Origin of the sequence: Butyrivibrio hungatei NK4A153 (assembly GCF_000424465.1) — a bacterium.
GTDB lineage: Bacteria > Bacillota > Clostridia > Lachnospirales > Lachnospiraceae > Butyrivibrio > Butyrivibrio hungatei_A.
The window spans coordinates 1-26,935 of sequence record NZ_AUJY01000023.1; the positions used below are offsets into that span (position 1 = coordinate 1).

Sequence of the window (26,935 nt, forward strand, 5' to 3'; positions counted from 1 at the left end):
TTCGTTTTAGATTGCGTATGTGTATTTGGAAGCATTGGAAAACTCCACAGAATAGAGCTAAGAATTTGATGAAGCTGGACGTACCAAGATGGGCGGCGTATAATATCGCCTACTGCGGAGACAGATATGCAAGACTCGCTCACAATGGATGGGTACAAAAGGCTATAAGTACAAAGAGACTAACCTCATTTGGATTAGTCTCAATGTTAGATTACTACACCGAAAAGTGTGTTACTTGTTAAGTTGATTGAACCGCCGTGTACCGAACGGTACGCACGGTGGTGTGAGAGGTCGGAATTTCTCATTTATGAGAAATTCCTCCTACTCGATTTAATTAGAAAATCTTGCATATTTTAGTTGAAAAACACTTTTTTTAATAAAAGAAACACACATATGTGTACAAGATGATGTATAATGTATCTGTAATTTGGTATATTTTGTGTGAAAAAGTATTGCGAAAGGGGATAAGAAAATATGAAAAAAAGCATATCGGCTATCTTGGGTGTTGCGTTGACGATTGTTGTCATAGTGGCCGGAGCGCTTGTTTTTCCTGTGGATTCAAAGGCATCTGAGATGACTTTTACAGGTAAGATTGACGACAGAACGACGGCTGAGAAGATGTATCTTTCTACCTCCGGCGGAACAGTAGAGATTAAGATCGATGATTCGACAGATAACAGTGAGGCAAAGTTTTTCTTCCCCGGAACAAAGGTTACGGTTACTTGTTCTACGGGAAGCGACGGGTACTGGCACGCAACTTCAATCAAAAGCGAGGTAAAGCCCGGAAAAGCTGAAGTAGATTCTGCCAAGTCCACTACTGTAAAGGGTAAGATAGCAAAGGGAACAACAAGAGAGAAGATATTACTTAAGACCGGTGACGGAACAATGGAGATCAAGCTTGATAACGAAACCGATTTAAGCGGAGTTAAGTGCATTTTGGTCGGTAGAGAAATCGAGGTAAACTGTGCAAGAGGATCTGATGCATATATGCATGCTTTGTCTGTAAAAGATAAGCAGACAAGCGCTTTATCCACTGCAAATGTTGAAAAGTATGGAACAGGAGTCAGAGGAACAATATCGGGGCAGACTACTTCAAGTAAGCTTGTACTCAAGACTTCCGAAGGCAGGATGGAGTTTGTGATCGACAGTAATACAGATGCTTCGGAAGGAAGAGTTGTTTTCCCCGGACAGAAGTATACGGTATATTTCTACAGAGGTAATGATTCCTGGAACCATGCTTCAAAGATTGTAAATGAGAGCGATACGTCATCACCTACAGTTTCTGTTGATGAAAGATCAAAAGCTACCGTAAACGGTAAGATCAAGAGTAAGACCAATGAGAGCACTCTTTTCCTTCAGACAAAAGACGGAACAATGGAGATAAGACTTGACGCAAACACGGTATATAACAACTGTCTGTTCCTTATGGAAGATAAGAGAATAGTTGTTACCCTTGCAACCGGTTCTGACGGATATAACCACGCGGTGTCCATATCACCTGAGTGGTAAGATATCAGAAATACAGATATTTAAAAAATGGAATAATAAAAGCCTTGATCATGGAAGATTCTTCACATAGTCAAGGCTTTTTCATTTAAGATGTCATGCTTTTTCTGGTTCGGGATAATCTACTCCGAAAGTCTCTACTGTAACTGTCTTCATAACCTGAGGTGTTGTGGGACGGTCGTTCCAGTCTGTCTCAGTCTCGGCAATCTTGTTTACAACCTCGAGGCCTTCCGTAACCTTACCGAATGCAGCGTAGTCTCCGTCAAGGTGAGGAGATGTCTTGTGCATGATAAAGAACTGTGAGCCTGCTGAGTTGGGCATCATAGATCTTGCCATTGATAAAACACCCTCTGTATGCTTTAAGTCATTTTTAAATCCGTTTGATGAAAACTCACCCTTTATTCCGTATCCGGGGCCGCCCATTCCGCTTCCTTCCGGGTCTCCGCCCTGAAGCATGAAGCCTTTTATTACGCGGTGGAAAATAAGTCCGTCGTAGAAATTCTTTTTGATAAGTGAAATAAAGTTATTTACTGTGTTGGGGGCAATCTCCGGATAGAGTTCAGCCTTTATGACATCACCGTTTTCCATTGTGATTGTAACAATAGGATTCTGTGCCATTTTTTTCCTCCTGATAAATGTTATTGTGTTAGAAACAAACACTTCTGCAAGTATAACATAAAGAAAAGCAAAGTGAAAATACATAGAGAATGCAGATGAAATTTAGTGAATTTATGGCTATAATTATATTATAATCCGTTAAAAGGAGATGAGTGAGTGGAACTTAAATATTTGATCACCGATGCGGAATTGTGGGGCGCATTGTTCTGTATACTGGCATCTGTATATTTGTTTTTGGGCCGCACGATCATAAAGAAAGAGTATAGGGCGCTTGCAATACTGGAACTGACTGTAGGACTGGTTCTGGTGTTTGACGGTCTGGCCTGGTGCTACAGAGGCGTTCCGGGGGAATTTGCGTATGGAATGGTCACTGCGTCTAATTTTGTGACGTTCTTGATAAATCCCGTGATCCCTGTTTTTGTTTCAATCTATGTGATCTTTTCTGTTTATGAAGAAAAAAGTGATTTCACGATTTTCTACGCAGTAGCCGCTATCGCGATATGTGCTGAGATTATGCTTATGTTTTCGCAGGGGAGCGGATATATCTATAGAATTAATCCCGATACGAATCTATATGAGAGAGGTCCCGGATTTCCTTTGTGGACTCTGGTCAATATGTCTGAAGCCATAATCTGCATCTTGTATCTTACGTATATGCGCAAGAAAGTGACAAAACGCAGGTTTATTGCGGTGTTCTGCTTTATCTTTGTTCCGATTCTTGCGGCGGGGCTGCAGGTGTTTGTTTACGGCTATTCTCTTTATAATCTCGCCTGCCTTATGAGCGCGCTACTTATGCTTGCTCAGGCAATAGAAGATAATTCCAAGAATTTATTGAATCAGCGGGTGATGATAAGTACAAAAGAAAGCGAACTGTCCAATTTGAGAAATAAGATAGCGCTGTCTCAGATCAGGCCGCAGTTTATTTATACAACGCTTGATTATACAAAGGAGCTGTGCGAACGTGATCCCAAGAGGGCAAAAGATCTTGTCTCATGGCTGTCTGAATATATTAAAGGTAATAAGGGTTTTTCTGAAAAAGATGAGATGATCTTGTTTTCGGACGAGCTCGATCATACGATGACTTTTCTTGAGATTGAAAAGGTTGTGCTTGAGGATGCTTTTGAAGTAGAGTATGACATACGGGAAAAAGACTTTGAGCTTCCTGCACTTACCCTGCAGCCCGTCGTTGAAAATGCTGTAAGGCACGGCATAAGAAAACTTGCGCCGGGAACCAAGGGTATCATAAAGATAAGCACTCATCGCGGAAACGGATATATCAAGATTGAGGTAAAAGACAACGGAATAGGCTTTGATACAGATGAGATCACAGATAATCCCGATTATGAAGCAGAAATGCATGGCTTAAAGAATGTGGAAGAACGGCTTCGCATAATGGAAAACGCAGAGATGCATGTTAAGTCGTATCCGGGAAGAGGAACTACGGTGGAGATTATTATTCCGGTGTGAAAGGAGGAAGAATATTGTTTAAAACTATAAATAAACCAGATATGGATGAATATAATAATCTTATGGAGAAAACTCAGAAATGGGCTGAAAAAGTCGGAATGACGGAAAGCGATATTAGTGAAGCAATTTCTGAAGTTAGAAAAATAAAACCCGATTAACTCAATGAGTTAATCGGATTTTTAGTGGCATGATAATAGGAATCTGAGCCAAATTATCCTTACATCTTAGCACCCTTTATAGATTGGAACTTCTCACCTCTAAAATAAAAGAAAGAATATATCAGCAATGCTATAGCCAATATAGCTGCTATAGGGAATACTATAGGAGCGTAAGTGATTAAGAGTAACAAAACGATAATTATGATGACTTTTGCCATTGTGGACCTCCGTACGTTGTTTTTTGTAATGAAATAAACGGTTAATAAAGGATATAACCGTTTGTTTGTATATCTATTTATCATATATAAAATAACGAAGAAATGAATGCTTGGATTTTAGTACAAGTGTTTGTATTGTGATTCGAATTGTGATAATGTAAATAAGCCGTGTCCCTCCAGCAGAAAGGAGGTGAGGCGCCGTTGGAATATATAATTGCTTTTAGCATCTCTGTGTTGGCGAGTGTAGTTGCCTACTATATTTGCAAATGGTTAGACAGAGAGTAATAACACGGTACTAACCTAAGAATAGCTCACTTTGACGAGCAAAACCCCCTAGGTGTTGCAGCACCTAGGGGGTTGTTTTTGCCGTTGAATATATAATTGCTTTTTAATGCGTTTCCGCAATAACATCTTATAATAGCATATTGATTAAGTCAATATATATACTTACATAGCGTTCCAGTTGATTCTAAAATGTTCATCCATGATAAATGCTATTACCATTCCAATGCAAAAAACCGAGAATGAAACAAATGTGTATAATGCAACATGCTGGACATTCTTTTTCTTCGCATCCCTAAGTATGACGATCATGCAGAGTAGTGTGATTGCCTCAGATACCAACGCCGGAATATATAATAAAAAGTTATTACCGGTCATTTGGCAAAGAAACTGTCCTGTTTCATATTCATCTTCTACATGAGTTTTGCCTGTAAAGACAGGTGTGAGTAATACACATGTGCAAGGGACAAATCGTAATAGGCTGTTTACTGTCGCAAGTGCTGCTCCTATGTATTGAATGAGCTTGTTCTTATTCTTTTTAAAAAGCAATGTACCAAGAACACATAAAAGCAACGTACACGGAACACCGAAATCTAACAAGACTGCCTGTGTAGTGGAATAGTATGCTCTGAAATCACTATCCGACGGATATTTGTATATATCGCCCACCTTATTGAAACCTGTACTACAAGGTATTCCTGCTATACTGTTAGCAATTCCATGACCGCATTCATGCAGGAAAATACTTACCAAGAAAACTAATAAACTTAAGCCAAACCATTTGATGTACTTCTTCGTAATAATCCCTTCTTTCTGTAAAATTTTTATCCGTTTCAGATTTTCAATAAGAAAAGCAGCTATCATCATTGATAACTGCTTTATTGCCATTTTAACTATTCAAAGATTTATTTGCAATCCGTTTTTTATCAGTAAGTAGCGCCTTTAGCTTCGTTGCTCCACTCACTGAAAGTTCTGTTTGCTCCTTCGCCCTTATAAGCTCTTACCTTAATAAGGAAATCGAAATCATCCTGTGCTCCCACAGTATAGAAGTTATCTGTGGTCTCATAGGTTGAAGCATCCTCAGTATATTCCTGTTCTTCACAGTACTTTGACTTTACAGAGATTTCATATCCATCGGCTCCGTCAACGGAATTCCACTCAAAGTATACATCCTGTCCTTCAGGTCCCTGCTTCTTTACACCATCTTTTACTGTGGGTGCGGCAAGAGCTGAATCTTTTGCCTCATCCTTTGTTGACTCTTCCGCCGTATCGGCAGCTGTATCCGTATCATCTACCGGATCGGTATTTTCGGCACTTTCCACTTCCTCTACCGTTTCTGTCTCAGGCTGCTCCGGCTGTTCAGCCTCCTGTCCGCATGCCATAATTGAAGCTGCCATAATAGATGCAGCCATGATTGTATGAAATCTTTTCATATTCTTTCTCCTTCCATTCATTTTCACCCTGTTATTTGTTTATTTTTATTTAGCATTCCAAATGCCCTTTTCATTATACCAGCATGTATTGGCGTTTCAATGGCAATAGTTGCTAAATATATTGTTAACAAAAGATATTTTTCTGTCTTCTTTCACCTTTTTCAGATATATTGGCATGATTCCTCATACATTTGTCACTTAATGCCGCTGATGTGGTATACTTTTAAAATATATTTAAGATAATGAGGTAGATTCATTGGAAAATAAAAACGGAAAAGAATTATGGAAACCGGGGAACATGCTGTATCCCATACCTGCAGTTATGGTAAGTTGCCAAAGAGAAGGCGAGAAGCCCAATATCATTACCGTAGCCTGGGCAGGGAATGTTTGCAGTTCACCTGCGATGTTATCCATATCTGTTCGTAAGGAGCGCTACTCCTATGATATCTTGAAGGAGACGGGCGAGTTTGTGGTTAATCTCACGAACAGAAAGCTTGCTTACGCAACCGATTGGTGCGGAGTAAGATCGGGAAAAGACTATGACAAGTTCAAAGAAATGCATCTGACGCCGTTAGAATCAAGATTCGTGTCAGCTCCCGGAATCGCAGAGAGCCCCGTAAATATTGAATGTAAGGTAAGAAACGTTCTGGAACTTGGAAGCCATGATATGTTTGTGGCTGAAGTGATGGGCGTTACCGTTGATGAGAAACTATTAGACAACAAAGGAAAATTTGACCTGCGCGCCGCAGATCTGATCTCTTATTCACACGGAGAGTATTTTACTCTTGGTGAAAAGATCGGAAAATTCGGATACAGCGTAGTGAAAAAGAAGACATCGAAAAGGAAAAAATGAAATATTTTTTATTATACATAAAAGAAACACTTAGATTCGTATTAAAACCAATGTCCTTTCTGCCTGCAATAATGATGATGTGCATTATCTTTATGCTTTCATCGCAGGAAGGTACGACCAGCAGCCAGTTAAGTTACAAAGTGGGGGTAAAGATCTTTACTGTTACAAACAAGGTGCTCGATAAAGGCTGGAGCGAAGAACGTATCGATCAGCTTTCCACAAAATATCAGTATTATGTAAGAAAGACAGCACACTTTACGGAATACTTCCTTTTGGGAGTATCTGTAGCTTTTCCGCTGTATGTATATGGCGTAAGAGGAATGAAGCTGATCTTTTTTGCAGGACTATTCTGTGTCGGATACGCAAGTCTTGATGAATTCCATCAGTCTTTTGTCCACGGTAGAGGGCCTTCGCCAAAAGATGTAATGATAGACTCCAGCGGAGCGATTACGGGAATAATACTTACAAGAATTGTAGGATGGACGGGAAGAATGACTATTTTCAAACCATTGTCCAATCATAAAGATGAAGATCGCGGCAAAAAACGGAGATAAACTCTTTTATTTTTATTCTTTACAAGCCTAAATTGCTATGATATAATTTCATTCGTTGGTGCGACATGTGCCGACAAACCGTATAAATAGGGGAATCATACAATGGCTAGTATGCCGGTCTCCAAAACCGCTCATGGGGGTTCGAATCCCTCTTCCCCTGTTGCTAAAAGCGCTTAACTCATTGAGTTAAGCGTTTTTTGTTGAATAGGAAATTTCTCTGAAATTCCCTATTCAACAAAAAAGCTCCGCAGGGATGCGCAGCTCGCGGTAAGGAATATATTGCTTACGCAATCCGCTCGCGCGCTAGCATTTCGCGAGCGAAATGCTTTTTTATTGATTAGGGAATTCCATGATATATGAAACTAATTCTTTTTCTTAAGTAACATCAAAACAACGGCGTATACAAGTGTTGCGAAGGCTCCACCCAAGATAAGCACCATATACTTATTGGACATAAGCTGCTCGCCGCCGTAAGTATACAGGAAAATATGCGGGAATCTTGCAATAAATGTGAGCGGAATCCACATAATAAGCGGTTCTTCCGAGTAATAGCCAAGCCAGGCATATGTATCTTTGGGAAGGGGCAGTAGCATGAATAAAATATGAATGATCTTTGGCTTTCCTTTTTTTATTATGTTTTCAACATGCACAAGCTTATCTTCAGGGAAAAGATATAGTAAAAAATTTCTTCCGAATTTCTTACCGATAAGAAAAGCGGCTGTGTTTCCGAGCGTTGCAAACGTATCGCACAGAAGAGCTCCTTTAAAGCCGCCGAGAAGATAGCCTGAAGCCAGATAAAAAGGCAGTCCGGGAATGCAACTTGACATTGTCTGTATCAGGACAAAAAAGCCAAAAACTAACAGACCTGCGGTTCCTTTGCTTTGCACAAAAGCATCCAGAGCCTCGGGATCTTTGACAAAACCAATCATGGGTCTGCCGACGAATACATATAAAAGCAGCATGAATATCGCTATTAGGAATAAAGTAACAGTTGTCCTTACAGTTCCCTTTTTCATAAATACATTATACTATTTGTGAGCAGCGACAATAATTGTTTATATTGTTTTTATTTTTATTCCACAAATTAGAAACATTCCTTCTGTAACATTAAATACATCTACTAAAAAATACAGAGGGGAGGTATAGGAATCATGCGTGGATTTGAAGCAGAGATCGCAGAATATGTCGGAAATTACACGAGGCGTCGTGGTTATCCGCCTACAGTTGAAGACCTTATAGCTACTTTTGGTCTGATAACGGTATTTTGTGCGATGTTCTACATATTAAATCTTTATAGGATTGGTATGATAAGAAACAGCTTGTTCTTTGGAACAAACGATCTGTTGCTTATCCCTGTAAAGACTAAATAATAATTTAAAACAAAAAAAGTTGACAGAGACTTTTTACTGTGATATATTATTTCAGTATTTGATAACAAAGCAGAGTATCCACTCTCACCCTGCGGCACAGCCAGCAGGCGTTAATATCTTTTCAAGAATAATACCGTCAGGTTTTTTATTATGAATAGAAAAGTGGATACGTTGCGTATTCACTTTTTTTTATTTTGCGGAGGATAAAGCCATTAGCGAGTTATTTATCAATGAACAGATTAGAGCTAAGGAAGTTCGTGTAATCGGAGTTGAGGGCGAACAGCTCGGTGTTATGTCAATTCAGGATGCCAGAAAGACAGCCGATGATGCAGGTGTTGATCTTGTTATGATCGCTCCAAACGCCAAACCACCTGTTTGCAGAGTTGTTGATTATGGTAAGTTTAAGTATGAACAGCTTCGCAAAGAAAAAGAGGCAAGAAAGAAGCAGAAGACAGTTGAGATCAAGGAGATCAGACTTTCTCCCAATATCGACAAGAACGATCTTAACACAAAGGTCAATGCGGCTAAGAAATTCCTTGAAAAAGGAAATCGTGTAAAGGTAACACTTCGTTTCCGTGGTCGTGAGATGGCTCATATGGGCGCAAGCGTACACATTCTTACAGATTTTGCCGAGGCGCTCAGCGATATTGCTGTTATCGAGAAGCAGCCTAAGGTTGAGGGACGTAGCATGGCAATGTTCCTTACAGAGAAGAAAAACTAAGGTTTTTACCATTATTTTTGGTTGAACACTATAGAATAAACTTAAGATTCACAGGAGGATTTAGTTATGCAGCAAAAGATGAAAACAAAGAGAGCTGCTGCCAAGAGATTTAAGGTTACTGGCACAGGCAAGCTTATGAGAAACAAAGCGTATAAGCGCCACATCTTGACAAAGAAGTCCACAAAGAGAAAGAGAAACTTGAGACATGCAGGACTTGTTGATGCTACAAATGTAAAGGCAATGAAGAGCATTCTTCCTTACGCTTAAGCAGAGCACTTAGCGAGGTTTTATCGAGCTTAGTGCGAGCTATGGGGATATACTTACATGAGGTTTTGTCGAATTTAGTATATATCCCATAAGCAGAGCACTTAGCAAGGTTTTATCGGGTTTAGTGTAAGAGCACTAACAGTTTTAAAATGTTTTTGAAAAATTTTAGGAGGATATTTTAAATGGCAAGAGTTAAAGGCGCATTGAATGCCAAGAAAAAGCACAATAGAGTATTAAAACTTGCAAAAGGATACAGAGGAGCAAGATCAAAGCAGTATAGAGTTGCAAAGCAGTCAGTTATGAGAGCACTTACTTCTGCATTCGCCGGACGTAAGCAGAAGAAGAGAGATATGAGATCTCTTTGGATTACACGTATCAATGCTGCAGCTAGAATCAACGGTCTTTCATACAGCAACATGATGCACGGTCTTAAGCTTGCAGGCGTTGACATCAACAGAAAGATGCTTGCAGACCTCGCAGTTAACGATCCTGAAGGATTCAAGACACTTGCAGAGCTTGCAAAGACAAAGATTGCATAAATTAAAACATGCGTTGATAAAACGATATTGTTGCGATAGAATAAAGAAGTCTCGAAAGAGGCTTCTTTATTTTTTTGGAGGTAACACAAATGTCAGTATTAGAGAACTTAGAACCCAAAGAGGTTTTTCATTTTTTTGAGGAGATATGTAAGATTCCGCACGGCTCCAGAAATTTGGAGCAGATAAGTGCTTTTCTTGTTAATTTTGCAAAGGAGAGGAATCTGGAAGTAATATCTGACGATGAGCTTAATGTCATCATCAAGGCACCTGCTTCTAAGGGATATGAAGATAGGGAACCTATTATTCTTCAGGGCCACATGGATATGGTTGCAGTAAAAGAAGATGACTGTGATATAGATATGGCAAAAGACAGCCTTAGGGTGAAGACTGACGGAGAATATATCTGGGCAGACGGTACAAGCCTTGGAGGAGACGACGGAATAGCGGTTGCGTATATTCTTGCACTCCTTGATTCTAAGGATATACCGCATCCTCCGCTTGAAGTTATCATCACTACCAACGAGGAGATTGGAATGATCGGTGCATCGGCGCTTGATCTGTCTTCACTCAAAGGCAAGAAGATGATCAATATAGACAACGAGATTGAAGGCGAATTTATTACAAGTTGCGCAGGGGGGGCAACATTTATTTCTGAACTTACGGTAAAGAGAGAGAGCATTTCCGGTGTTGAATGTAAGATAGAAGTACTTGGTCTTAAGGGCGGACACTCGGGAGAGATGATCAAGTATGAGAGAGGAAATGCCAATATCATATGTGCTAGGACTATGCTTGAGGCAATGGATGTTGCGGAGCTTCATGTAAAGAACTTTGGCGGCGGAATGGCCGATAATGCGATTCCATTTGCGTCAGCTGCAAATATTGTTGTTCCTGAAGGTGATGTTGCCAAGATAAAAGAAAGTGTTGAAAAGACGCTTACAGATGTCAAAGGCGAGCTTGATCTTAAGGATCCAAACGTTGAGATAACATTTAACGAGATTGGTAAGACAACAGCAGAATGTATTGATAAAAAGGATGCTGAGAGATTTCTTAAGATGATCATTGCAATGCCAAACGGCCCTCTTGCGATGAGTGCCGCTGTAGAAGGACTTGTTGAGACTTCTGTTAACCTTGGTATTGTGGAAACAAGCAGTGACAAGGCAAAGACTGTTCAGTCACTTAGAAGCAGTGTTGAATCATCCAAGGCAGTTCTTGTAAAGAAACTTGAAGTTGTAGCGGAGTCTTTTGGCGGCAAGACAACTATGGAAGGCATCTATCCCGGATGGAAGTACAGATGTGATTCTCAGCTCAGAGACCATATGGTTGACGTTTATAAGAAACTGTATGGAAAAGAGCCTGTTCTTCATGCAATTCACGCAGGACTTGAGTGTGGTATCATCAGCAATAAGATAAAAGATCTTGATTGCATATCAATCGGACCCGATATGGCAGATATTCATTCCACAAAGGAAAAACTGTCTGTTAAGTCTGCAAAGAATGTATGGGAGTACTTAAAGGCTGTACTCGCATGATCAAGTAAGATGCAGAGCTATCGCATGTTTGCCATATAATGTGAAAAACTCGGGGGACTGTCGCATGGATGATATAAAGGAAAGAATCATTGACGAGACTATAATGCGCTTTAGCAGAGAAGGACTTAAGTTTACGCTGGATGAACTTGTAGACGGAATGCATATAAGCAAGAAGACGGTTTATAAGCAGTTTGGCAAAAAGGCCGATCTTTTAAAGGCTGTTATCGATTACGTGTTTGAAGGAATCAGGGAAAAAGAGATTGAGATAATCGATGATGATTCCATCGATCTTGTGCAAAAGATAAAGCTTGCTATAGTATGTCTTCCTGATAAGTACAAAGATATCGATTTCAGAAAAGTTTATCAGCTTAAGACCAAATATCCTGACGTTTACGAGTATTTGATCTATAGGATAGAGAATAGCTGGGATAACGTCGACAGGCTTCTTATCAAGGCTATGGAAAAGAAATTGATCAAGGATATGCCCCTTACTTTCGTCAGACTTATATTTATAGGATCTATTAAACAGCTTATTGCATCCAGGGAGATGCTTAAGGTGGGACTTAGCTTCAGCGAGATCATGGAAACATCGATAGACGTTATAATGGCCGGAATTCTTATATAAGTATAAAGAGTTCAAAATGATACTTGCTATAAATGAATGTGTGCGCTAAAATGATTTTGCACAATTTATTGAATTATAATCAGCTTTATTGAGTAGAGCGTTTAACGAGATATTGTGTTTGGAACGGAGAATATATGAGTAAGTTAAAAGATCTGTTCTTTGGTAGCGATGAAGAACGTAGCAATAGTGAAAGTGAGGAGATTAAATTGGCAAACGAAGAAGTAAAGAACGAGTCAGGTGCAGAGGCACTTGTTACAGCAGATATGCTTGTCGGAGACCTTTTGGTTAAGCATCCGCTCGCGTCACAGTTTTTGATGGAGTGCGGAATGGGATGTATCTATTGTCCCGCTTCACAGATGGAGACACTTGCTGAGGCTTGTGCAGTACATGGTATTGACGGTGAAGAGATTGTAGATGCGCTTAACGACTATCTTATTGAGCATAACGCATAAGATATCAGCGTAACGTCCGTGTGAGCAGAATATGTAAAAAAATAAGGATAAAAACTTTCGGCGTATCACCGATAAGTTTTTATCCTTTTATTTTTCTTAGTTTTCTTTTTTGGCAGGAACCTGAATCTTGAAGTACTTAACATTGGCTGTAAGCTCTTCGGCAATCTGCTGGAGGTCTTTTGCCTGATTTACAACAGATTCCATATTGGTATCAAGTTCCATGAGAGATGCGCTTGTTTCCTGAGTGGAAGCGGCGTTCTCTTCGGAGATACTTGAAAGGGACTCGATGGAGTTAAGGATGTTCTCCTTATCGGAGTTCATTGTCTCTACGAGAGTAGCAATCTGCTTGTTTCCTTCCTCGGTTTCCTGAAGGAGTCTTAGCATTTCATCGAAGGAAATACTCATCTCTTCAAGGGCTGTAGCTTCATTTGTTGTAGCGGCCTTGATGCTCTCTGTAAGTTCTTTGTTAGTGTTTGAGTAGTCGGTGATTGTTGAGAGCATGTTGGTGATCTCGCCTGCAAGAGCGTTTGTATCGCCTGCAAGGTTCTTGATGTTATCGGCAACGACTGCAAATCCTTTTCCTGCTTCGCCGGCTCTTGCGGCCTCAATTGAAGCATTGAGCGCAAGGAGGTTTGTCTGGCTTGCGATTGAAATGATGGATTCTGCGGCTGTCGAGATCTGTTCAACTACATTTGCGGTCTCGTTAACTGACTCTGCAACACGTCCGGCCATTTCGTCTGTCTTCTGGTCCTGAATCTTGATCTGCTCAAGCTGTTCTTTTACTTTGACAGATTCATTGTAAACAAGGCGGCCTTTTTCAAGGTTGGAGTTTGCTGAATCAAGCACGCTGTCAACAGAAGAGCCGATGTTGATCGTGATGGTAGAAGTGCTCTGAACATCTTCAGCCATAGCTGTTGCTCCCGATGCAAGATCGTTTACTGCGGAGCTGATATCGGTTGTGGTTTTCTGCGAGCTTGTGATTGAATCTTTTGCAATCTCAGCTTTGCTGTTTACGCTATCGGCATGAGTAATGACTTTAAGGAGTGCGTGTCTGAGTTCGTGTCTCATTCCCTCAAGAGAAGCAGCGATATTATTAAAGTCTTTTATAATGCTGTTGGGTCTTATCTTGGTAACAAAGTCTCCCGTAGCAACGTTCTTAACCGCAAGAGAGATACTCTTAAGGTTGTGTACGATGTTAAGGAGCATGATGATAGTAAAGATAAAGAGTGCAGCTGCGATCGCGCCGAATATTGTTGAGCTTACGATGATACTTCTGTTTATTGAAGCGTTGTTCATCTCTTTCTCATCATTGGCCCATTTCTCGGCAATCTGAGTCATCTCTGAGAGATAACCTCTGGCAATCGCGTAGTCATCCGTGAGCTTCTTGATCTCGCCGGATCCTGCATTGTACTCATCTGAGCCGGATCCGATTGTCTGTTTGTAATCTTCCTGCCATTCTGCGAGAGCGGCAACAAATGAATCATGAGTTGCTGTAAAAGTTGCTCCGGAATCTGAAGTTATAGTGTTATACAAATATGAATTGGTCTGGGCGAGCCCGTTTGCGTTTTCAACTCTGCTTGATGTCTGGTCGATGCAATTCTGAGTGTTTTCCATATATCCTGTAAGGACACTCATATTTGCATACTTAAATTCTGAAAGGTAGCGACTGATTGAAAGCATTGCCTCGTTCAAGTCTTTGTCTGCATTTACAAGCTCAAAATTTATTGTATATAGCATGTCATAATAAATCTTCTCGTCGGTCTTCTCAATGTTCTTCATCTGCACATTACTGAAAATGATGCTACCGATCAACGCTATTATAAGCGGGATAGTGACCATTAACAGCACAGCAGCCATGCTGGCGTGGAACTTAGGTGTTCGTTTTTCCTTCATAGAAACAATTACCTCCGTGTCAGTCTATTATACAAATATATCGGCAATTTCGTTAAAAAAGTTTATACTTTTTTCCTAATCTTTATGCTTTTTTTCCAAAATCTTATCCAGTATAGATCGCCGTGTCACCTCAATTTCTTCCCAGAATTCCGATGCAGACATCCTTATCGCACCGGCACTGAATACTATGACTTGCTCGATTGCGTCTGAAGTGGCAACAGTCACCCTGTATTTCTTACTGAATTCGTGAGCAGCCTTTTCAATGTACTGATCGGCTGTCTCAGCTTCTTTTGTGTATATCACTGTAAGGTTATTTAGTTTTTCAATGTGCTCTTTTCCGCCGGGTACCTTATAGGCGTCAAATATAAGCAGGACTTCTTCACGCCTGTATCCTTGGAAGTTGGACAGCGTATCTATGAGTGAGTCTCTCGCGGCCTTGAGATCGTGTTTGGCAAGATCTTTTAATTCCTTTGATGCGTGGATCACGTTGTAGCCATCGACCAGAAGATAGTGCTTTGATGCTTCGATTGCTGCTTTTTCTGCTGCGGTGGCGTTTCTGTGCTTATCGCGTTTTTCTTGTTCGATATCAAGGTCTCTGTTTTTTTCGGCCGCAATGCTGTCTGCTGAAGCAAGTACGGATCGGTCCTCAGTGTAGCGAGGCTTTATGGTTCCGTAGGTTCTTTCAAATATGGACTTTAGTTCGTCTTCGGCGGCGAAATAGTCTTTTTGTTTTTCTGCAAAAGAGCGTGTATCTTCAGCGCTTCTGCGCGTATTTATCTTCTTTAGGGCTTCGAGGTCGAGGCCGTTTGTAAGATCTGTTACTGCATCGCTTTTTGCTAAATCGGGCTTTCTTGCGTCCAGATGCATATGATCCGGAACTTCATCCCATGAGATCAAGGTTGCCGCACCGTGCATACAAAATACGGAAGAAGAGGGATTGTCCGGATCAAGGTCGGGATCGTAACCTGATGAAGCAATAACTTCTTCTGCGTTGTGGCAAGGGCCGTAGCCGCTGAGCGTGGTGTAGATATGGCCTTCGCCTTTGGTATATGCGGATAGTTCCTGCGCGTAATTACCGAGACATGCTGCGGGGACAGTTCCCGTAAGAATTGATTTGCCGCCTTCAATATCGGGCAGTCCCACGGTTCCGTTCATCATTTGTATGTCCGTGAGAGCCCTTCCTACAGTTTCTTGCGGAAGTTCCATTCTGTAATCGAGTATCGGTTCTAAAAGAACTGAATCTGCCTGCATCAGTCCCTGCCTTATTGCGCGATAGGTGGCCTGCCTGAAATCACCGCCCTCTGTGTGCTTTTCGTGAGCCTTTCCTGCTATGAGCGTGATTTTCATGTCGGTTATCTCAGAGCCTGTAAGGACTCCGCGATGCTTCTTTTCACCAAGGTGCGTAAGGACCAGCCTCTGCCAGTTAAGTGCAAGGTCATCGGTCGGACAGTCTGACGAAAAGACAAGACCGCTTCCCGGTTCTCCGGGTTCAAGGAGAAGATGCACTTCGGCGTAGTGGCGGAGCGGTTCAAAATGACCGACGCCTTCAACGGTATTTGCTATCGTTTCCTTATATACGGTGTGTCCGGGGCCAAACTCCGCGTCGATGTTAAATCGGGTCTTTAGCATGTGACGAAGGATCTCTTTTTGCACTTCACCCATTATCTGAATCTCAATCTGGCCGGTTTCTTCAAGAGAAGTCACCTGAAGCATAGGTTCTTCCTCTTCGAGAACTTTAAGCTGCTTAAAGACGGGAACGGGATTCACATCTTCGGGAAGAAGGAGAGTGCAGGATAAAATGGGTTGCAGGATTTCTGAGACATTACTGCCTTCCAAAATGCCGAGTCCTTCGCCGGCTCTTGTCCCTGTAAGGCCTGTTACGACGCATATCATTCCGGCATAGGCACTTCTTGCAGGCTCGAACTTTTCGCCCGAATAAAGTCGTATCTGATCGACTTTTTCGCCGCGAATACTGTCTCTGACGTTCAGGACGCCGCTTGTGATCTTGATGTGAGTCAAACGGTTTCCTGAATTATCTCTGCTTATCTTATATATCCTGGCTCCGAATTCTTTTGGCGTACCGTCAGGGTTTTCAGCTTCGCAGGTCATACTCGGAGCTGCCTTGCAGATAAGGTCAAGGAGCTGTTGTACGCCGTCCGCTTTAAGGGCTGAGCCAAAGAGAATCGGGAAGCACTTCCTTTTATGAATGAGATTGCTAATGTTTTCCTGAGTTATCTTTTTACCATCAAGGAAACTTGATAAAAGCTCTTCGTCACACATGGCGAGTTCTTCAAAGAATTCATCTTCAGGCACACTCTCATCAAAAGAGATGCATGAGGATGAAAGTGTTTCCCTGATCTCAGATGTCACCGCACCTACATCGGTTCCGGGTTGGTCCATTTTGTTTACGAAGATCACAGTCGGGACACGGTAATGCTCAAGGAGCTTAAAAAGCATCCTGGCCTGTGAAGTTACGCCGTCCGGTGCGCTTATTATGAGCGTAGCAATGTCAAGAACCTGAAGAGTTCTTTCCATTTCCGGAGAAAAATCTGCGTGTCCCGGAGTGTCAAGCAGATTAAAGCGTATGTCGTTGTAATCAAAAATGGCTTGTTTGGAAAAGATTGTAATTCCGCGTGATCTTTCGAGTTCGTATGTATCAAGAAAAGTATCTTTATGATCGACTCTTCCCGGCTTTTTAATACGGCCGGCAAGATACAAGAGACTCTCAGAAAGGGTAGTCTTACCCGCGTCAACATGGGCAAGTATGCCAAGGGTCACATTTCTTTTCATATATCACATCCTTAATTGTTTCATATAGTAATGTTACTATTTTTTGTTCAAAATAAGCAATGGATTACATTATTAAATTGTGTGCAACTTGCAAATGTTTTTCACAGAATGTACAATAATTTGAAAGTAAATAGCAGTTTTGGGGTAGGAGGTAATTGCAATGAAAATTTGTCCAAATTGTGGGAAAGAGTTAGCAGATGACGTAAAATTCTGCGAGAAATGTGGCTGCTCTTTAGAGCCATATAACCAGAATCAGGGAGTCGATCCGAATGCTTTTCAGGATGGTGTTGCACCACAGATGCAGCCCGGATTTAATCCGAACGGGCAGAGCTTTAACCAGTTTGCTCCTCAGTATACAGCATTTGATCCAAAGGATCACACTTCTGACTATGATAAAAGGGATATTGCAGATAATAAGATATTTGCAACCCTTGCATATATAGGATTTATGGGCATGATCATAGCTCTTTTGGTAAATAATTCACCGTTTGCAAGATTCCATGCAAGAAACGCAGCTATGATCGAAGTTGCAAATATTATTGCAGCAGTTGTCTTCATCGTTCCGTTTATCGGATGGATTGCATCACCCATCATGCTGATCGTACTTTTTATAGTAAGGATCGTAGCATTTGTGAGAGCGCTCAAAGGAAAAGCTATAGAACTTCCGATAGTTTCCGATATAGGTTTCCTTGCATAATTTGAAACGGTAAAAAATCAGGCGAGCAGGTGTTTTTTGATAAGGCACCTGCTCGTAGTGGTAGGAGAAAAAATGGATAAAAGAGAATTGGCAGTTCAGTACAAACACAGTGGATGCAATTGTTGTCAGGCTGTTCTGAAAGCGTATAAGGATGAGCTTAAGGTTCCGGAGGAACTTCTTATGAAGATGGGCTCGGGATTCGGAACGGGAATGGGATGCCTTGAAGCCACATGCGGTGCTCTTTGTGCGGCAACAATGGTTGCGGGGCTAAAAAACGATACGACTACCCCGACTGTAATGACGGCAAAAAAGATGCTTGCAAGCTTTAAGGAAAAGTCCGGAGCCACTATCTGCAAGGAACTCAAGGGAGTGGAGACCGGAAAGGTACTGTGCGACTGCGATGATTGTGTAAGACACGCGGTTGAGTGCATAGAGGAAACAAAGGAGCAGATGTGCTGAGCCATGCCTCGAAAGCTTTCAACATATTTAAAAGAAACATACGGTGAAAAGATATACAGACTTTCTCTTTCATCAGGTTGTACGTGCCCTAACAGGGACGGCTCAATAATCACTCCGGACGGAAAAAAGCTGACAAAGGGATGTACTTTTTGTTCTGAGCAGGGCTCTGGTGAGTTTGCGGCAAAGATCGCACCGATCGCTGTCCAGATAGAAGATGCAAAGGCAAGGATAAGGCAAAAGACTGATGCAAAGAGCTTTATCGCGTATTTTCAGTCTTATACGAATACCTACGGAGATGTCGGGCGTCTTTCCAAGCTCTATAACGAGACTGCTGACAGGGATGATATTAAGATTCTTTCCCTGGGAACAAGACCCGACTGCCTGGGAGATGACGTAATGGAGATGCTTGTAGCTCTTAACCGCAAGAAGCCTGTGTGGGTGGAACTTGGACTTCAGACGATACATGAAGAGACCGCCCGAAAGGTTGACAGGGGTTATGAACTTAAAGTCTTTGAAGATGCGTACAAGAGGCTTAAAGAAGCCGGCATAACGGTCATAGTGCATGTTATTCTGGGACTTCCGGGTGAAACAAAAGACGATATGCTTTCGTCGGTTAAGTATCTTGCGGAGCTTGACCCCGTACTTGACGGCATCAAGATTCAGAATCTTCAGATATTGAAGGGGACTTCGGTGTATGATGATTATATGCGCGAGCCGTTTCCTGTGATGTCAATGGAGGAGTATACGGATCTTGTGCGTGATTGTATAGCTCTTTTGCCCAAAGAAACCGTAGTACACAGGATGACGGGAGACGGGCCGAGGCGCCTTCTTGAGGCACCGTTGTGGAGCCTTGATAAAAAGAGAGTTCTCAATATGCTGAACAAAAAGTGTAATGAGATTATTTCTTAAGCATGATGAAATTTAGGTTTATTTAAGGTACGGGATATAAACTTTAAAATGGCTTTTTTTGTGGACAATATAAATGTGAAAGGTTAAAGGGGGACATATGAAAAAAAGACTGGTAGCGGCTTTAACTTTGATGGCAACAATTTTTGCAACTTCTTCCTGCAATAATAATTCCAAGGTTTTTCAGCCTGGCGATGATACGGCTGAGGAAGTTTATTCGGACGAAGCGAGCAAAAATCTTACACCCGATCCCGATTCAGAGATCACTATCACTGCGTTTAAGTGCGGAAAGGCCGATGCTTTTCTTTTAAGAACGGCGAATCACACTGTTGTAATAGACACGGCGACAGATAAAAAGGGCGACAATTTCCTTGAACTTATCGATGAGCAGGGGATAGATACCATAGATGAGATGATAATCACTCACTTTGATCAAGATCATGTCGGCGGAGCAGATCAGATAATAAGGGCCAAAAATGTAGGAAAGATCTACACAACATATCTATCAAAGGATTCCGATGATATAACGGAATATTACAGTGCCCTCAAGGAAAAAGGCTATAAAGACCTTATTGTAAAGGATGTTTTTTCTTTTAAAGAAGACGGAGTTGTATATACAATCTATCCGCCGGAAGCAACAGTGTATAAGAGCAGTATCAGCAACAATTCATCACTTGCGATCAAGGTGCAGTGTGCTGATAAGACAATGCTCTTTACGGGAGATGCGGAAGAAGAGCGTATCAACGAACTCATCTCGACAGACGGACTTGAATGTGATGTTCTCAAAATGCCACATCACGGACGATTCAAAAAGAACCTTGATGAATTTATAAAAAGTGTCGCCCCTAAGTATGCGATCATTACAGCAAGTAAGAAGGAACATGAGGATGCGGAGACGATTAATGTTTTGGAAGCTGAAGGTGTGGAAACCTATATCACCAGAGGCGGAGACATAACCATTAAGATGAACGCCGACGGCGTAACGATAGAGCAGAGCAGTAAGTGAGGGCCTTATATAGCGCTTGGGGCGTGCGGGCATAGGCTCTGTAGTGCGTAGTTTTCGGACGAGCAAGATGATTATCAATATTTATAAAAACAGGAACCGCTGACTTTTCTGAACAACGTGAAAGGAAGCGATTCCTGTTTATATAAATTCATGATAATCACTGCGCAGCCGAACACAAGCATTACAGAGCCTATGCCCGCACGCCCCAAGCGCTATATAAGGCCCGGATTTACTTTATTTTCACGGCAGTTCCGTATGCAACGATCTCTGCTGCACCCTGCATGACTGCGGATGAGCCGTAGCGAACACCTACGATCGCATCGGCGCCAAGACTCATAGCCTCATCAACCATACGCTTTGTGGCAATTTGCCTTGCTTCCGTGAGCATCTCAGTGTATCCCTTGATCTCACCTCCGACAAGTGTCTTCATGCCGGCCATAAAATCTCTTCCCAAATTCTTGGACTGCACAACAGTTCCTTTTACAAGGCCGAGAGCCTCAATCTCTGCTCCGGGAATGGTATCAATACTTACTAGCTTCATCTTCTTCTCCTCCTTCGATTTCCTTAAGTCTTTGCCTTAAAGCAAGAATACAACCAACTATTACAGCAATGCCTACAAACATGATCACAATGAACAGAGGCATCGGAGTTCCGTCACTTACGCTTACTGTAAGGAAGAAGATTATGTAAGCGACCATCATAGCTAAGAATACTGCAGCTGCCAATAAAGCTCCCATTTTCTTTTTCTTGACATCTGTTTTGGAAACGTTCATGAACTTTCCACCCCTTTCTTCGATCTTATGTATTTCTTCGAGATATTCTTCTGCTTTGAAATCAGAATAATCAGGATTCTTGTCTTTTACGGAATCACACAGTTCAATCGCGCTTTCTAAGGATGTAATCTCGCATTTTAAGTTACTGCTCTGTTTTTCAAGACACATGCTAAGTGATAGTTCTTTTTCCTGAACTCTGCGAATGTCCTCCAGAGGAACGGAGAGCTTTCTTAGGAATTTGATCTTCATAAGCTCATCAACATCCTTAAGAGAATATTCTCTGTATCCGTTTTCGGGATCCCTCTCCGGAGAAAGAAGACCTTGGTCTTCATAAAAACGGATATTCTTTTTGGTGATACCAACAAGTTCTTCTACCTGACTAATCTTCATTGATGTTTCTCCAATCGCATTGAATTCTCTGCTGATATAAGGAAAATACACCTTCCATAAGGTGGAAGGTCAATACTTTTTGTGATTTTTTATAAAATCTATTATACAATGCAGCGAAAGCGTACCTTTATTTTTTTTATCAAAAATAGTAAAATCTAAAATGTTATGGATTTGTTTGACTATATGCGTGAAAACAATATGGATAAAGAATCTCCGCTTGCCGCAAGAATGCGCCCGAGAACCTTGGATGAGGTGGTGGGACAGCAGCATATCATTGCAAAAGACAAGCTTCTTTATCGTGCAATTCAGGCAGATAAGCTAAGTTCCATAATACTGTACGGGCCACCCGGAACAGGAAAGACCACGCTTGCTAAGGTTATAGCGGGTACTACGAAGGCTGAGTTTACTCAGATAAATGCTACCATAGCGGGCAAAAAAGATATGGAAGAGGTCGTTAACAAGGCTAAGGATAACCTTGGGATGTACGGCAAGAAGACCATTCTTTTTATAGACGAGATTCACAGGTTTAATAAGGGGCAGCAGGACTACCTACTTCCGTTTGTTGAGGACGGGACTGTGATACTTATCGGTGCAACGACGGAGAATCCCTATTTTGAGGTGAACGGGGCTCTTATATCAAGATCGGTCGTTTTCGAACTTAAACCGCTTACGGCTGATGATATAAAAGTGCTTCTAAACCGCGCCGTTACCGATAAAGAGAGAGGAATGGGCGGTTATAACGCTGTTCTTGAAGATGATGCTGCAGATTTTCTTGCAGATCTTTCTGATGGAGATGCAAGGCATGCGTTAAATGCCATTGAACTTGGCGTTATGACAACAGAGCGCAGCAGCGACGGCCTGATACATATAACCAAAGAAGTGGCAGAGGAGTGCATTCAGCGTAAAGTTGCCAGATATGACAAGGACGGCGACAATCACTACGACACTATATCTGCTTTTATAAAGAGTATGCGAGGTTCGGATCCGGACGCTGCGGTCTACTATCTTGCAAGAATGCTGGATGCCGGAGAAGACCCTAAATTCATAGTAAGGCGAATGATGGTATGTGCTTCCGAAGATGTAGGAAACGCCGATCCGCAAGCTTTACAGGTGGCGGTTGCAGCTTCACTTGCAGTTGAGAGACTCGGCATGCCGGAAGCGCGTATAACGCTGGCTCAGGCGGCAAGCTACATCGCTACGGCGCCTAAGAGCAATGCGGCATATCTTGCTATTGAGAATGCACAGCATGCAATCAGGGAAACGGGAAATCTTCCGATTCCGCCGCATCTTCAGGATGCACACTACAAATCGGCCGCAAAGCTTGGGCACGGCCTTGGATACAAATATGCCCACGATTATCCGGACCATTATGTTGAACAGCAGTATCTGCCGTATGAGCTTAATGGAAAGGAATTTTACAACCCGACGGGAAATGGCTACGAACTTAAGATAAAGGATCATATGAAGAAACTAAAAAACAGAAATAAAAAGGGAGACTGATGAAAAAAAGAAAGCGCAGGATGCGAACCGGTAAAGGAAGTACAAGAAATCAAAGAATCCGGCGAAACAGAAGACTGCTTGCCTTAACAGGAATAGTTACAGCCTTTGCGCTTGTTTTTGTTACTGTATTAGTTGTAACTTTGCTAAAAAATGTATATAACGGAGACGATTCTGAGCCGGAATCTTTTCTTGAGACTATTGAAGTAGCACATGATACTACCAATAACGGAAAGCATGAGTATTTAAATCAGGATATTATAAATTTCATAACGGGATCGGGGATGACGGTTACGGAAGCCCTTATGCAGAGACCGGAAACAATTGAACTTACGCCCGAGAACACTGCCGAATTTGCCAGCATCAACAACTGCGCTATCGTGGATGATGACAAAATCCAGATAGAAGCGACTTCTGCGGGAATACCGGCAAGTGATGACAAATACTATTATATTTTTGAACAGGCAACATATGAGGACGGTCTTGCAGAAGGTGCAGAGCCTCTTGACAGGATATATAAGGGTGAAGAGGCACAGTTTAAGCTTAATCTGAAAAAAGATTCTGCGGATTCAAGGCTTTTTTCCAAGTTTACACTTGCTGTCAGAAAAGACGGAGGTTTTGTCGGCATAAGCCATCCCAAGTACATTACAAATCCCGGAGCGTGCGCAAGGCACAGCTATGGCGGGATGGAGCACAAGTCGATAAAGGGAATTCTTCCACATCCGCTGAAGCTTTCCGAACTTCCGGATCTCGGAGTGAATTATTGTTCTTACAATATTCCTCTTTCGCATATACTTACGACTTCCGGCGGAATTGAGTATGATTATGGCGGTAAGGTTTATCATTTTAACTCGCAGATAATGAATGATTATGATAATCTGTTCCAGAAGCTCAATGGAATGGGGATAGACATAGCTGCTATCATATTAAATGATGCCAGCCCTTCAACATATCCCGAGATTACTCATCCGGATGCCCGAAGCGGCTCAACTGCACCGTATTACATGTTTAACGCTGCAGATGAAGGCGGTGTAAAAGCACTTGCCGCTATCGGAAGCTTTTTGGCGGGAAGATATTCGGGAACCGGCCATGGCAATGTAAGTATGTGGATTATTGCCAATGAGGTCAACGCCAGAAAAGAATATAATTATATGGCAAAGACCGATGTAAATACATATACAGCGGCATTTACAAGAGCATTCAGAGTCTTTTACAATGCCATAATGAGCGAAAATTCAAGCGCTAAGGTATACATTCCGATTGACCAGCGCTGGACATATAATACGGAAAAGACAGGTGATTATGACGCAAAAGACGTTATAGATATATTTGCGTCGTCCATATCAAATTACGGAAATATAGACTGGGGACTTGCGGCTCATCCGTATTCTTTCCCAAACGGAAATACGGCGTTCTGGAATGCATCCAGGTACGTAAATCACACGGAAACAACACCTACGATAACAATGGATAACATCGAGGTGCTTACTAATTATATGCAAAAAGATTCCATGAGGGATACTTCGGGAAATGTTCGCTCAATAATTCTGAGTGAGCTGGGATATTCATCTACATCCGGAGAAGATGTTCAGGCAGCGGCATTTGCCTATGCTTATACCAAAATGGAAAAAAATGGCCATATCGACGCGCTCATGCTGTCCAGGCAGGTTGATGCGCAGGAGGAGATATCGGCACTGGGGCTTGCGCTCGGCCTTGAAAACACGGGCGGAGGACACAAGAAGCTATATGATGTCTTCAAATACATTGATACGGACAAACGAAACGAAGTCGTGTCGTTTGCTTACAGTATAGTTGGAAAAGAGTTTTGACAAGAGAGGAGTAGTACTATTATGACTAACGCTGAGAAGGCACTTAAAATGCACGAGGAATGGCAGGGAAAGCTTGAGACACTTTCAAAAGCTGAGGTGAAATCAAAAGAGGACCTTGCTATTGCATATACACCCGGAGTTGCAGAACCATGTAAGCTTATAGCTGAAGATAAAGAGCTTGCTTATAAGTATACTATCAAGTCCAATACCATCGCCGTAGTTTCTGACGGTAGCGCGGTTCTTGGACTTGGAAACATCGGACCCTATGCAGCAATGCCGGTTATGGAGGGAAAAGCAGTTCTTTTCAAGGAGTTTGGAGGCGTGAACGCAGTGCCTATCTGCCTTGATACTCAGGATACAGAAGAGATAATCAAAGCTGTTACATATCTTGCACCGGGATTTGGCGGAATCAACCTTGAGGACATTTCTGCTCCCAGATGCTTTGAGATAGAAGAGAGATTAAAAGAGACACTTGATATCCCCGTATTCCATGACGATCAGCACGGAACAGCCATCGTTGTTCTTGCAGGTGTTATCAACGGACTTAAGGTTGTCGGAAAGAAAAAGGAAGACTGCAAGGTAGTTGTAAACGGTGCGGGAAGTGCCGGAATAGCTATCACAAAGCTTCTTCTCCGTTATGGATTTAAGAAGGTTATCATGTGCGATAAGTCCGGAATCCTCAGCAAGACATCACCCGATCTTAACTGGATGCAGGAGAAGATGATGGATGTGACCAACCCCGATCAGGAGAACGGAACACTTGCCGATGCTCTTAAGGGTGCAGACGTATTTGTCGGTGTTTCGGCTCCCGGAATCGTTACAAAAGAGATGGCTCAGGGAATGAACAAAGATGCGATCATGTTCGCTATGGCAAATCCTGTTCCCGAGATCATGCCCGATGTTGCAAAGGAAGCAGGAGTAAGGGTTATCGGAACGGGAAGAAGTGATTTCCCCAACCAGGTAAACAACGTTCTTGTTTTCCCCGGAATCTTCCGCGGTGCGCTTGAAGGAAGAGCAAAGCAGATCACAGAGGAGATGAAACTTGCGGCTGCAACTGCACTTGCAGGACTTATCCCTGATGATGAGCTTAATGATGAGAATATCCTTCCTGCAGCTTTTGATGAGAGAGTAGCAGATGTTATTTCAGCAGCTGTAAAAGCTCACATTTGAGTAGTGTAGTGCTTTGCCGGCAACTGCCGGAGAGGCACGCCGGCTCGTTTACTATAGTACTTAAGATGGAGGCATCACTGTGAGCTCACGGTATCTTACTTTATACAAAATGATCGTTCTGTACATGCTAAAGCGCTGCGAGGTACCTCTTAGCAAGTCGCAGATCTATGACTTTATATTGGAAAAAGAATATACGACGTTCCTGACGCTTCAGGAAGTATTTGCGGAGCTTGTTTCATCGGAGCTTATCGTAGAAAAAACTATGGCAAACAGGACATTTCTGGAGATAACTGCCGAAGGCGAAGAGACGCTCAAGTTTTTTGGCAATAGAATTAATCCGTCCATCAGGCAGCAGGCTGATGAATTCCTCACAGCGAACAGCCTGAAACTCAGAAACGAAGCCTCCATACTTAGTGACTACAGAAAAACAGGCGACAAGGAGTACACTGCTCAGCTTGTGGCAATGGAGAACGGAAAGTGTATCCTTAATATCTCGATTCCGGTACCGACTGAAGAGATTGCACAGTCGATTTGCGACAAGTGGCAGAAGAAGAACGAAGAAATCTACCACTACCTCATCGAAGAACTGATGATGTGAATACTGCAGGTAGCACCATATGGTGAAACAGGCAGTATTCTCAGGCCATTGTTGCTGCGATTGAAAAATGCGAATCGCTGTTTTTTCTGCTCATATCTTCGGGAATAAAGAAAAGAGCAGATGTCAAAAAGCTATTTTTACTGACTATATTGTAAGATATAGTAATATGGGCATATGTCAGAAGGAAGAGTGCACTGACTAAAACTAAAAAAGCAGTATATGGTCAGTTGATTTGGAAGAAGTGTAGAGAAAAATAAGAGGAATCAATGGTTTTCTTACTGACTATAATGAGAAAAGTATAAATATGAGCAGATACGGGTAGGAAAATCACACTG

Annotated in this window: 28 protein-coding genes, 1 tRNA gene and 1 pseudogene; 22 read left to right on the forward strand and 8 right to left on the reverse strand. The window is 42.0% G+C overall.

Features of this window, described 5'->3' with window-relative positions:
- Positions 1-242: pseudogene (locus G628_RS19350) on the forward strand (group II intron reverse transcriptase/maturase); the annotation flags it as partial.
- Positions 243-474: 232 nt separating this feature from the next.
- Positions 475-1,509, forward strand: coding sequence for a hypothetical protein (locus tag G628_RS0109410; protein WP_026656915.1), 1,035 nt, complete (start codon positions 475-477; stop codon positions 1,507-1,509).
- A 93-nt stretch (positions 1,510-1,602) separates the two neighbouring features.
- Here G628_RS0109410 and G628_RS0109415 read toward each other — a convergent pair whose 3' ends face one another.
- A complete protein-coding gene (locus G628_RS0109415; RefSeq protein WP_026656916.1) occupies positions 1,603-2,124 on the reverse strand; it encodes a peptidylprolyl isomerase in 522 nt (173 codons plus the stop codon).
- Between the two features lie 156 nt (positions 2,125-2,280).
- Between G628_RS0109415 and G628_RS18155 the strand changes: the two genes are divergently transcribed.
- Positions 2,281-3,591: a sensor histidine kinase gene (locus G628_RS18155; RefSeq protein WP_051199130.1), complete on the forward strand. Its 1,311-nt coding sequence runs from the start codon at positions 2,281-2,283 to the stop codon at positions 3,589-3,591.
- Positions 3,588-3,749 carry a hypothetical protein gene (locus G628_RS18730; RefSeq protein ID WP_155833793.1) on the forward strand — a complete coding sequence of 54 codons (162 nt, stop codon included), beginning with the start codon at positions 3,588-3,590 and terminating at the stop codon, positions 3,747-3,749. Before G628_RS18155 ends, G628_RS18730 begins: the two co-directional genes overlap by 4 nt.
- A gap of 665 nt (positions 3,750-4,414) precedes the next feature.
- Here the strand turns inward: G628_RS18730 and G628_RS0109435 are convergent.
- Positions 4,415-5,137, reverse strand: a complete 723-nt coding sequence (locus G628_RS0109435) for a hypothetical protein (protein ID WP_155833794.1) — start codon at positions 5,135-5,137, stop codon at positions 4,415-4,417.
- Positions 5,138-5,175: 38 nt separating this feature from the next.
- On the reverse strand, positions 5,176-5,682 hold the full coding sequence (locus tag G628_RS0109440) for a hypothetical protein (protein ID WP_026656919.1): 507 nt from the start codon (positions 5,680-5,682) through the stop codon (positions 5,176-5,178).
- A gap of 298 nt (positions 5,683-5,980) precedes the next feature.
- On the opposite strand from G628_RS0109440, the gene G628_RS0109445 reads away from it, so the two are divergent.
- From G628_RS0109445 to G628_RS0109455, 3 genes are all read left to right on the forward strand, one after another.
- Positions 5,981-6,535, forward strand: a complete 555-nt coding sequence (locus tag G628_RS0109445) for a flavin reductase family protein (RefSeq protein ID WP_034469015.1) — start codon at positions 5,981-5,983, stop codon at positions 6,533-6,535.
- A 92-nt stretch (positions 6,536-6,627) separates the two neighbouring features.
- Positions 6,628-7,089, forward strand: a complete 462-nt coding sequence (locus tag G628_RS16995) for a VanZ family protein (protein ID WP_420354240.1) — start codon at positions 6,628-6,630, stop codon at positions 7,087-7,089.
- An 88-nt stretch (positions 7,090-7,177) separates the two neighbouring features.
- Positions 7,178-7,249: transfer RNA gene (locus G628_RS0109455), tRNA-Trp, on the forward strand.
- Positions 7,250-7,451: 202 nt separating this feature from the next.
- On the opposite strand, the gene G628_RS0109460 is transcribed toward G628_RS0109455, so the two are convergent.
- Positions 7,452-8,105, reverse strand: coding sequence for a TVP38/TMEM64 family protein (locus tag G628_RS0109460; RefSeq protein WP_155833795.1), 654 nt, complete (start codon positions 8,103-8,105; stop codon positions 7,452-7,454).
- A gap of 135 nt (positions 8,106-8,240) precedes the next feature.
- Between G628_RS0109460 and G628_RS0109465 the strand changes: the two genes are divergently transcribed.
- The 7 genes from G628_RS0109465 to G628_RS18515 all read left to right on the forward strand — a co-directional run bounded on the left by G628_RS0109465 (position 8,241) and on the right by G628_RS18515 (position 12,592).
- Entirely contained in the window at positions 8,241-8,459 is a 219-nt protein-coding gene (locus tag G628_RS0109465; RefSeq protein WP_026656922.1) for a hypothetical protein, read from the forward strand.
- A 211-nt stretch (positions 8,460-8,670) separates the two neighbouring features.
- Positions 8,671-9,180 (forward strand): translation initiation factor IF-3, encoded by a 510-nt coding sequence (infC, locus tag G628_RS0109470; protein ID WP_026656923.1) that lies wholly within the window; start codon positions 8,671-8,673, stop codon positions 9,178-9,180.
- Positions 9,181-9,246: 66 nt separating this feature from the next.
- Positions 9,247-9,447, forward strand: coding sequence for a 50S ribosomal protein L35 (gene rpmI, locus G628_RS0109475; protein ID WP_013280183.1), 201 nt, complete (start codon positions 9,247-9,249; stop codon positions 9,445-9,447).
- A gap of 182 nt (positions 9,448-9,629) precedes the next feature.
- Entirely contained in the window at positions 9,630-9,986 is a 357-nt protein-coding gene (gene rplT / locus G628_RS0109480) for a 50S ribosomal protein L20 (RefSeq protein WP_026656925.1), read from the forward strand.
- A gap of 89 nt (positions 9,987-10,075) precedes the next feature.
- Positions 10,076-11,515 (forward strand): aminoacyl-histidine dipeptidase, encoded by a 1,440-nt coding sequence (locus G628_RS0109485; RefSeq protein ID WP_026656926.1) that lies wholly within the window; start codon positions 10,076-10,078, stop codon positions 11,513-11,515.
- A 64-nt stretch (positions 11,516-11,579) separates the two neighbouring features.
- Positions 11,580-12,140: a TetR/AcrR family transcriptional regulator gene (locus tag G628_RS0109490; protein ID WP_026656927.1), complete on the forward strand. Its 561-nt coding sequence runs from the start codon at positions 11,580-11,582 to the stop codon at positions 12,138-12,140.
- Between the two features lie 134 nt (positions 12,141-12,274).
- Positions 12,275-12,592: a DUF1858 domain-containing protein gene (locus tag G628_RS18515; protein ID WP_026656928.1), complete on the forward strand. Its 318-nt coding sequence runs from the start codon at positions 12,275-12,277 to the stop codon at positions 12,590-12,592.
- A 96-nt stretch (positions 12,593-12,688) separates the two neighbouring features.
- Here the strand turns inward: G628_RS18515 and G628_RS0109500 are convergent, their stop codons facing one another.
- Complete coding sequence (locus G628_RS0109500; RefSeq protein WP_026656929.1) at positions 12,689-14,485, reverse strand: methyl-accepting chemotaxis protein; 1,797 nt, start codon at positions 14,483-14,485, stop codon at positions 12,689-12,691.
- A gap of 75 nt (positions 14,486-14,560) precedes the next feature.
- Entirely contained in the window at positions 14,561-17,275 is a 2,715-nt protein-coding gene (locus G628_RS17005) for a translation factor GTPase family protein (protein WP_034500773.1), read from the reverse strand.
- A 160-nt stretch (positions 17,276-17,435) separates the two neighbouring features.
- Here G628_RS17005 and G628_RS0109510 point away from each other — a divergent pair, with 160 nt between their 5' ends.
- The 4 genes from G628_RS0109510 (at position 17,436) to G628_RS0109525 (ending at position 20,343) form a co-directional block, all read left to right on the forward strand.
- Entirely contained in the window at positions 17,436-17,972 is a 537-nt protein-coding gene (locus tag G628_RS0109510) for a DUF4870 domain-containing protein (RefSeq protein ID WP_026656930.1), read from the forward strand.
- Positions 17,973-18,044: 72 nt separating this feature from the next.
- On the forward strand, positions 18,045-18,431 hold the full coding sequence (locus G628_RS0109515) for a C-GCAxxG-C-C family protein (protein WP_026656931.1): 387 nt from the start codon (positions 18,045-18,047) through the stop codon (positions 18,429-18,431).
- 3 nt (positions 18,432-18,434) lie between these two features.
- On the forward strand, positions 18,435-19,340 hold the full coding sequence (locus G628_RS0109520) for a TIGR01212 family radical SAM protein (RefSeq protein ID WP_027209002.1): 906 nt from the start codon (positions 18,435-18,437) through the stop codon (positions 19,338-19,340).
- Between the two features lie 97 nt (positions 19,341-19,437).
- A complete protein-coding gene (locus G628_RS0109525; protein WP_027209003.1) occupies positions 19,438-20,343 on the forward strand; it encodes a ComEC/Rec2 family competence protein in 906 nt (301 codons plus the stop codon).
- A gap of 229 nt (positions 20,344-20,572) precedes the next feature.
- On the opposite strand, the gene G628_RS0109530 is transcribed toward G628_RS0109525, so the two are convergent.
- Together G628_RS0109530 and G628_RS0109535 are read right to left on the reverse strand one after the other, a co-directional pair.
- The gene (locus G628_RS0109530; RefSeq protein WP_026656935.1) at positions 20,573-20,884 is read right to left on the reverse strand and encodes a YbjQ family protein; all 312 of its coding nucleotides are present in this window, start codon (positions 20,882-20,884) and stop codon (positions 20,573-20,575) included.
- Positions 20,865-21,506, reverse strand: a complete 642-nt coding sequence (locus tag G628_RS0109535; protein WP_027209004.1) for a MerR family transcriptional regulator — start codon at positions 21,504-21,506, stop codon at positions 20,865-20,867. The genes G628_RS0109530 and G628_RS0109535 overlap by 20 nt, the downstream gene beginning before the upstream one ends.
- A gap of 165 nt (positions 21,507-21,671) precedes the next feature.
- Between G628_RS0109535 and G628_RS0109540 the strand changes: the two genes are divergently transcribed.
- The 4 genes from G628_RS0109540 to G628_RS0109555 all read left to right on the forward strand — a co-directional run bounded on the left by G628_RS0109540 (position 21,672) and on the right by G628_RS0109555 (position 26,600).
- A complete protein-coding gene (locus G628_RS0109540; RefSeq protein ID WP_026667757.1) occupies positions 21,672-23,006 on the forward strand; it encodes a replication-associated recombination protein A in 1,335 nt (444 codons plus the stop codon).
- The gene (locus G628_RS0109545) at positions 23,006-24,832 is read left to right on the forward strand and encodes a DUF5722 domain-containing protein (RefSeq protein ID WP_027209005.1); all 1,827 of its coding nucleotides are present in this window, start codon (positions 23,006-23,008) and stop codon (positions 24,830-24,832) included. Before G628_RS0109540 ends, G628_RS0109545 begins: the two co-directional genes overlap by 1 nt.
- A gap of 21 nt (positions 24,833-24,853) precedes the next feature.
- Positions 24,854-26,002, forward strand: coding sequence for an NAD(P)-dependent malic enzyme (locus G628_RS0109550; RefSeq protein WP_026656939.1), 1,149 nt, complete (start codon positions 24,854-24,856; stop codon positions 26,000-26,002).
- Between the two features lie 79 nt (positions 26,003-26,081).
- Positions 26,082-26,600 carry a DUF4364 family protein gene (locus G628_RS0109555; RefSeq protein ID WP_026656941.1) on the forward strand — a complete coding sequence of 173 codons (519 nt, stop codon included), beginning with the start codon at positions 26,082-26,084 and terminating at the stop codon, positions 26,598-26,600.
- Positions 26,601-26,935 lie beyond the last annotated feature (335 nt).

Excerpts from the sequence above, each read along its gene's own strand:
- G628_RS0109510 (WP_026656930.1), top strand. The coding sequence starts at position 17,436 with ATGAAAATTTGTCCAAATTGTGGGAAAGAGTTAGCAGATGACGTAAAA.
- G628_RS0109415 (WP_026656916.1), bottom strand. The coding sequence starts at position 2,124 with ATGGCACAGAATCCTATTGTTACAATCACAATGGAAAACGGTGATGTC.
- G628_RS0109515 (WP_026656931.1), top strand. The coding sequence starts at position 18,045 with ATGGATAAAAGAGAATTGGCAGTTCAGTACAAACACAGTGGATGCAAT.
- G628_RS16995 (WP_420354240.1), top strand. The coding sequence starts at position 6,628 with ATGCTTTCATCGCAGGAAGGTACGACCAGCAGCCAGTTAAGTTACAAA.
- G628_RS17005 (WP_034500773.1), bottom strand. The coding sequence starts at position 17,275 with ATGAAAAGAAATGTGACCCTTGGCATACTTGCCCATGTTGACGCGGGT.
- G628_RS0109535 (WP_027209004.1), bottom strand. The coding sequence starts at position 21,506 with ATGAAGATTAGTCAGGTAGAAGAACTTGTTGGTATCACCAAAAAGAAT.
- G628_RS0109440 (WP_026656919.1), bottom strand. The coding sequence starts at position 5,682 with ATGAAAAGATTTCATACAATCATGGCTGCATCTATTATGGCAGCTTCA.
- G628_RS0109500 (WP_026656929.1), bottom strand. The coding sequence starts at position 14,485 with ATGAAGGAAAAACGAACACCTAAGTTCCACGCCAGCATGGCTGCTGTG.
- rpmI (WP_013280183.1), top strand. The coding sequence starts at position 9,247 with ATGCAGCAAAAGATGAAAACAAAGAGAGCTGCTGCCAAGAGATTTAAG.
- G628_RS0109520 (WP_027209002.1), top strand. The coding sequence starts at position 18,435 with ATGCCTCGAAAGCTTTCAACATATTTAAAAGAAACATACGGTGAAAAG.
- G628_RS0109530 (WP_026656935.1), bottom strand. The coding sequence starts at position 20,884 with ATGAAGCTAGTAAGTATTGATACCATTCCCGGAGCAGAGATTGAGGCT.
- G628_RS18515 (WP_026656928.1), top strand. The coding sequence starts at position 12,275 with ATGAGTAAGTTAAAAGATCTGTTCTTTGGTAGCGATGAAGAACGTAGC.
- rplT (WP_026656925.1), top strand. The coding sequence starts at position 9,630 with ATGGCAAGAGTTAAAGGCGCATTGAATGCCAAGAAAAAGCACAATAGA.
- G628_RS0109545 (WP_027209005.1), top strand. The coding sequence starts at position 23,006 with ATGAAAAAAAGAAAGCGCAGGATGCGAACCGGTAAAGGAAGTACAAGA.
- G628_RS0109485 (WP_026656926.1), top strand. The coding sequence starts at position 10,076 with ATGTCAGTATTAGAGAACTTAGAACCCAAAGAGGTTTTTCATTTTTTT.
- G628_RS0109445 (WP_034469015.1), top strand. The coding sequence starts at position 5,981 with ATGCTGTATCCCATACCTGCAGTTATGGTAAGTTGCCAAAGAGAAGGC.
- G628_RS0109490 (WP_026656927.1), top strand. The coding sequence starts at position 11,580 with ATGGATGATATAAAGGAAAGAATCATTGACGAGACTATAATGCGCTTT.
- G628_RS0109410 (WP_026656915.1), top strand. The coding sequence starts at position 475 with ATGAAAAAAAGCATATCGGCTATCTTGGGTGTTGCGTTGACGATTGTT.
- G628_RS0109525 (WP_027209003.1), top strand. The coding sequence starts at position 19,438 with ATGAAAAAAAGACTGGTAGCGGCTTTAACTTTGATGGCAACAATTTTT.
- G628_RS0109460 (WP_155833795.1), bottom strand. The coding sequence starts at position 8,105 with ATGAAAAAGGGAACTGTAAGGACAACTGTTACTTTATTCCTAATAGCG.
- G628_RS0109550 (WP_026656939.1), top strand. The coding sequence starts at position 24,854 with ATGACTAACGCTGAGAAGGCACTTAAAATGCACGAGGAATGGCAGGGA.
- G628_RS0109540 (WP_026667757.1), top strand. The coding sequence starts at position 21,672 with ATGGATTTGTTTGACTATATGCGTGAAAACAATATGGATAAAGAATCT.
- G628_RS0109435 (WP_155833794.1), bottom strand. The coding sequence starts at position 5,137 with ATGGCAATAAAGCAGTTATCAATGATGATAGCTGCTTTTCTTATTGAA.
- G628_RS0109465 (WP_026656922.1), top strand. The coding sequence starts at position 8,241 with ATGCGTGGATTTGAAGCAGAGATCGCAGAATATGTCGGAAATTACACG.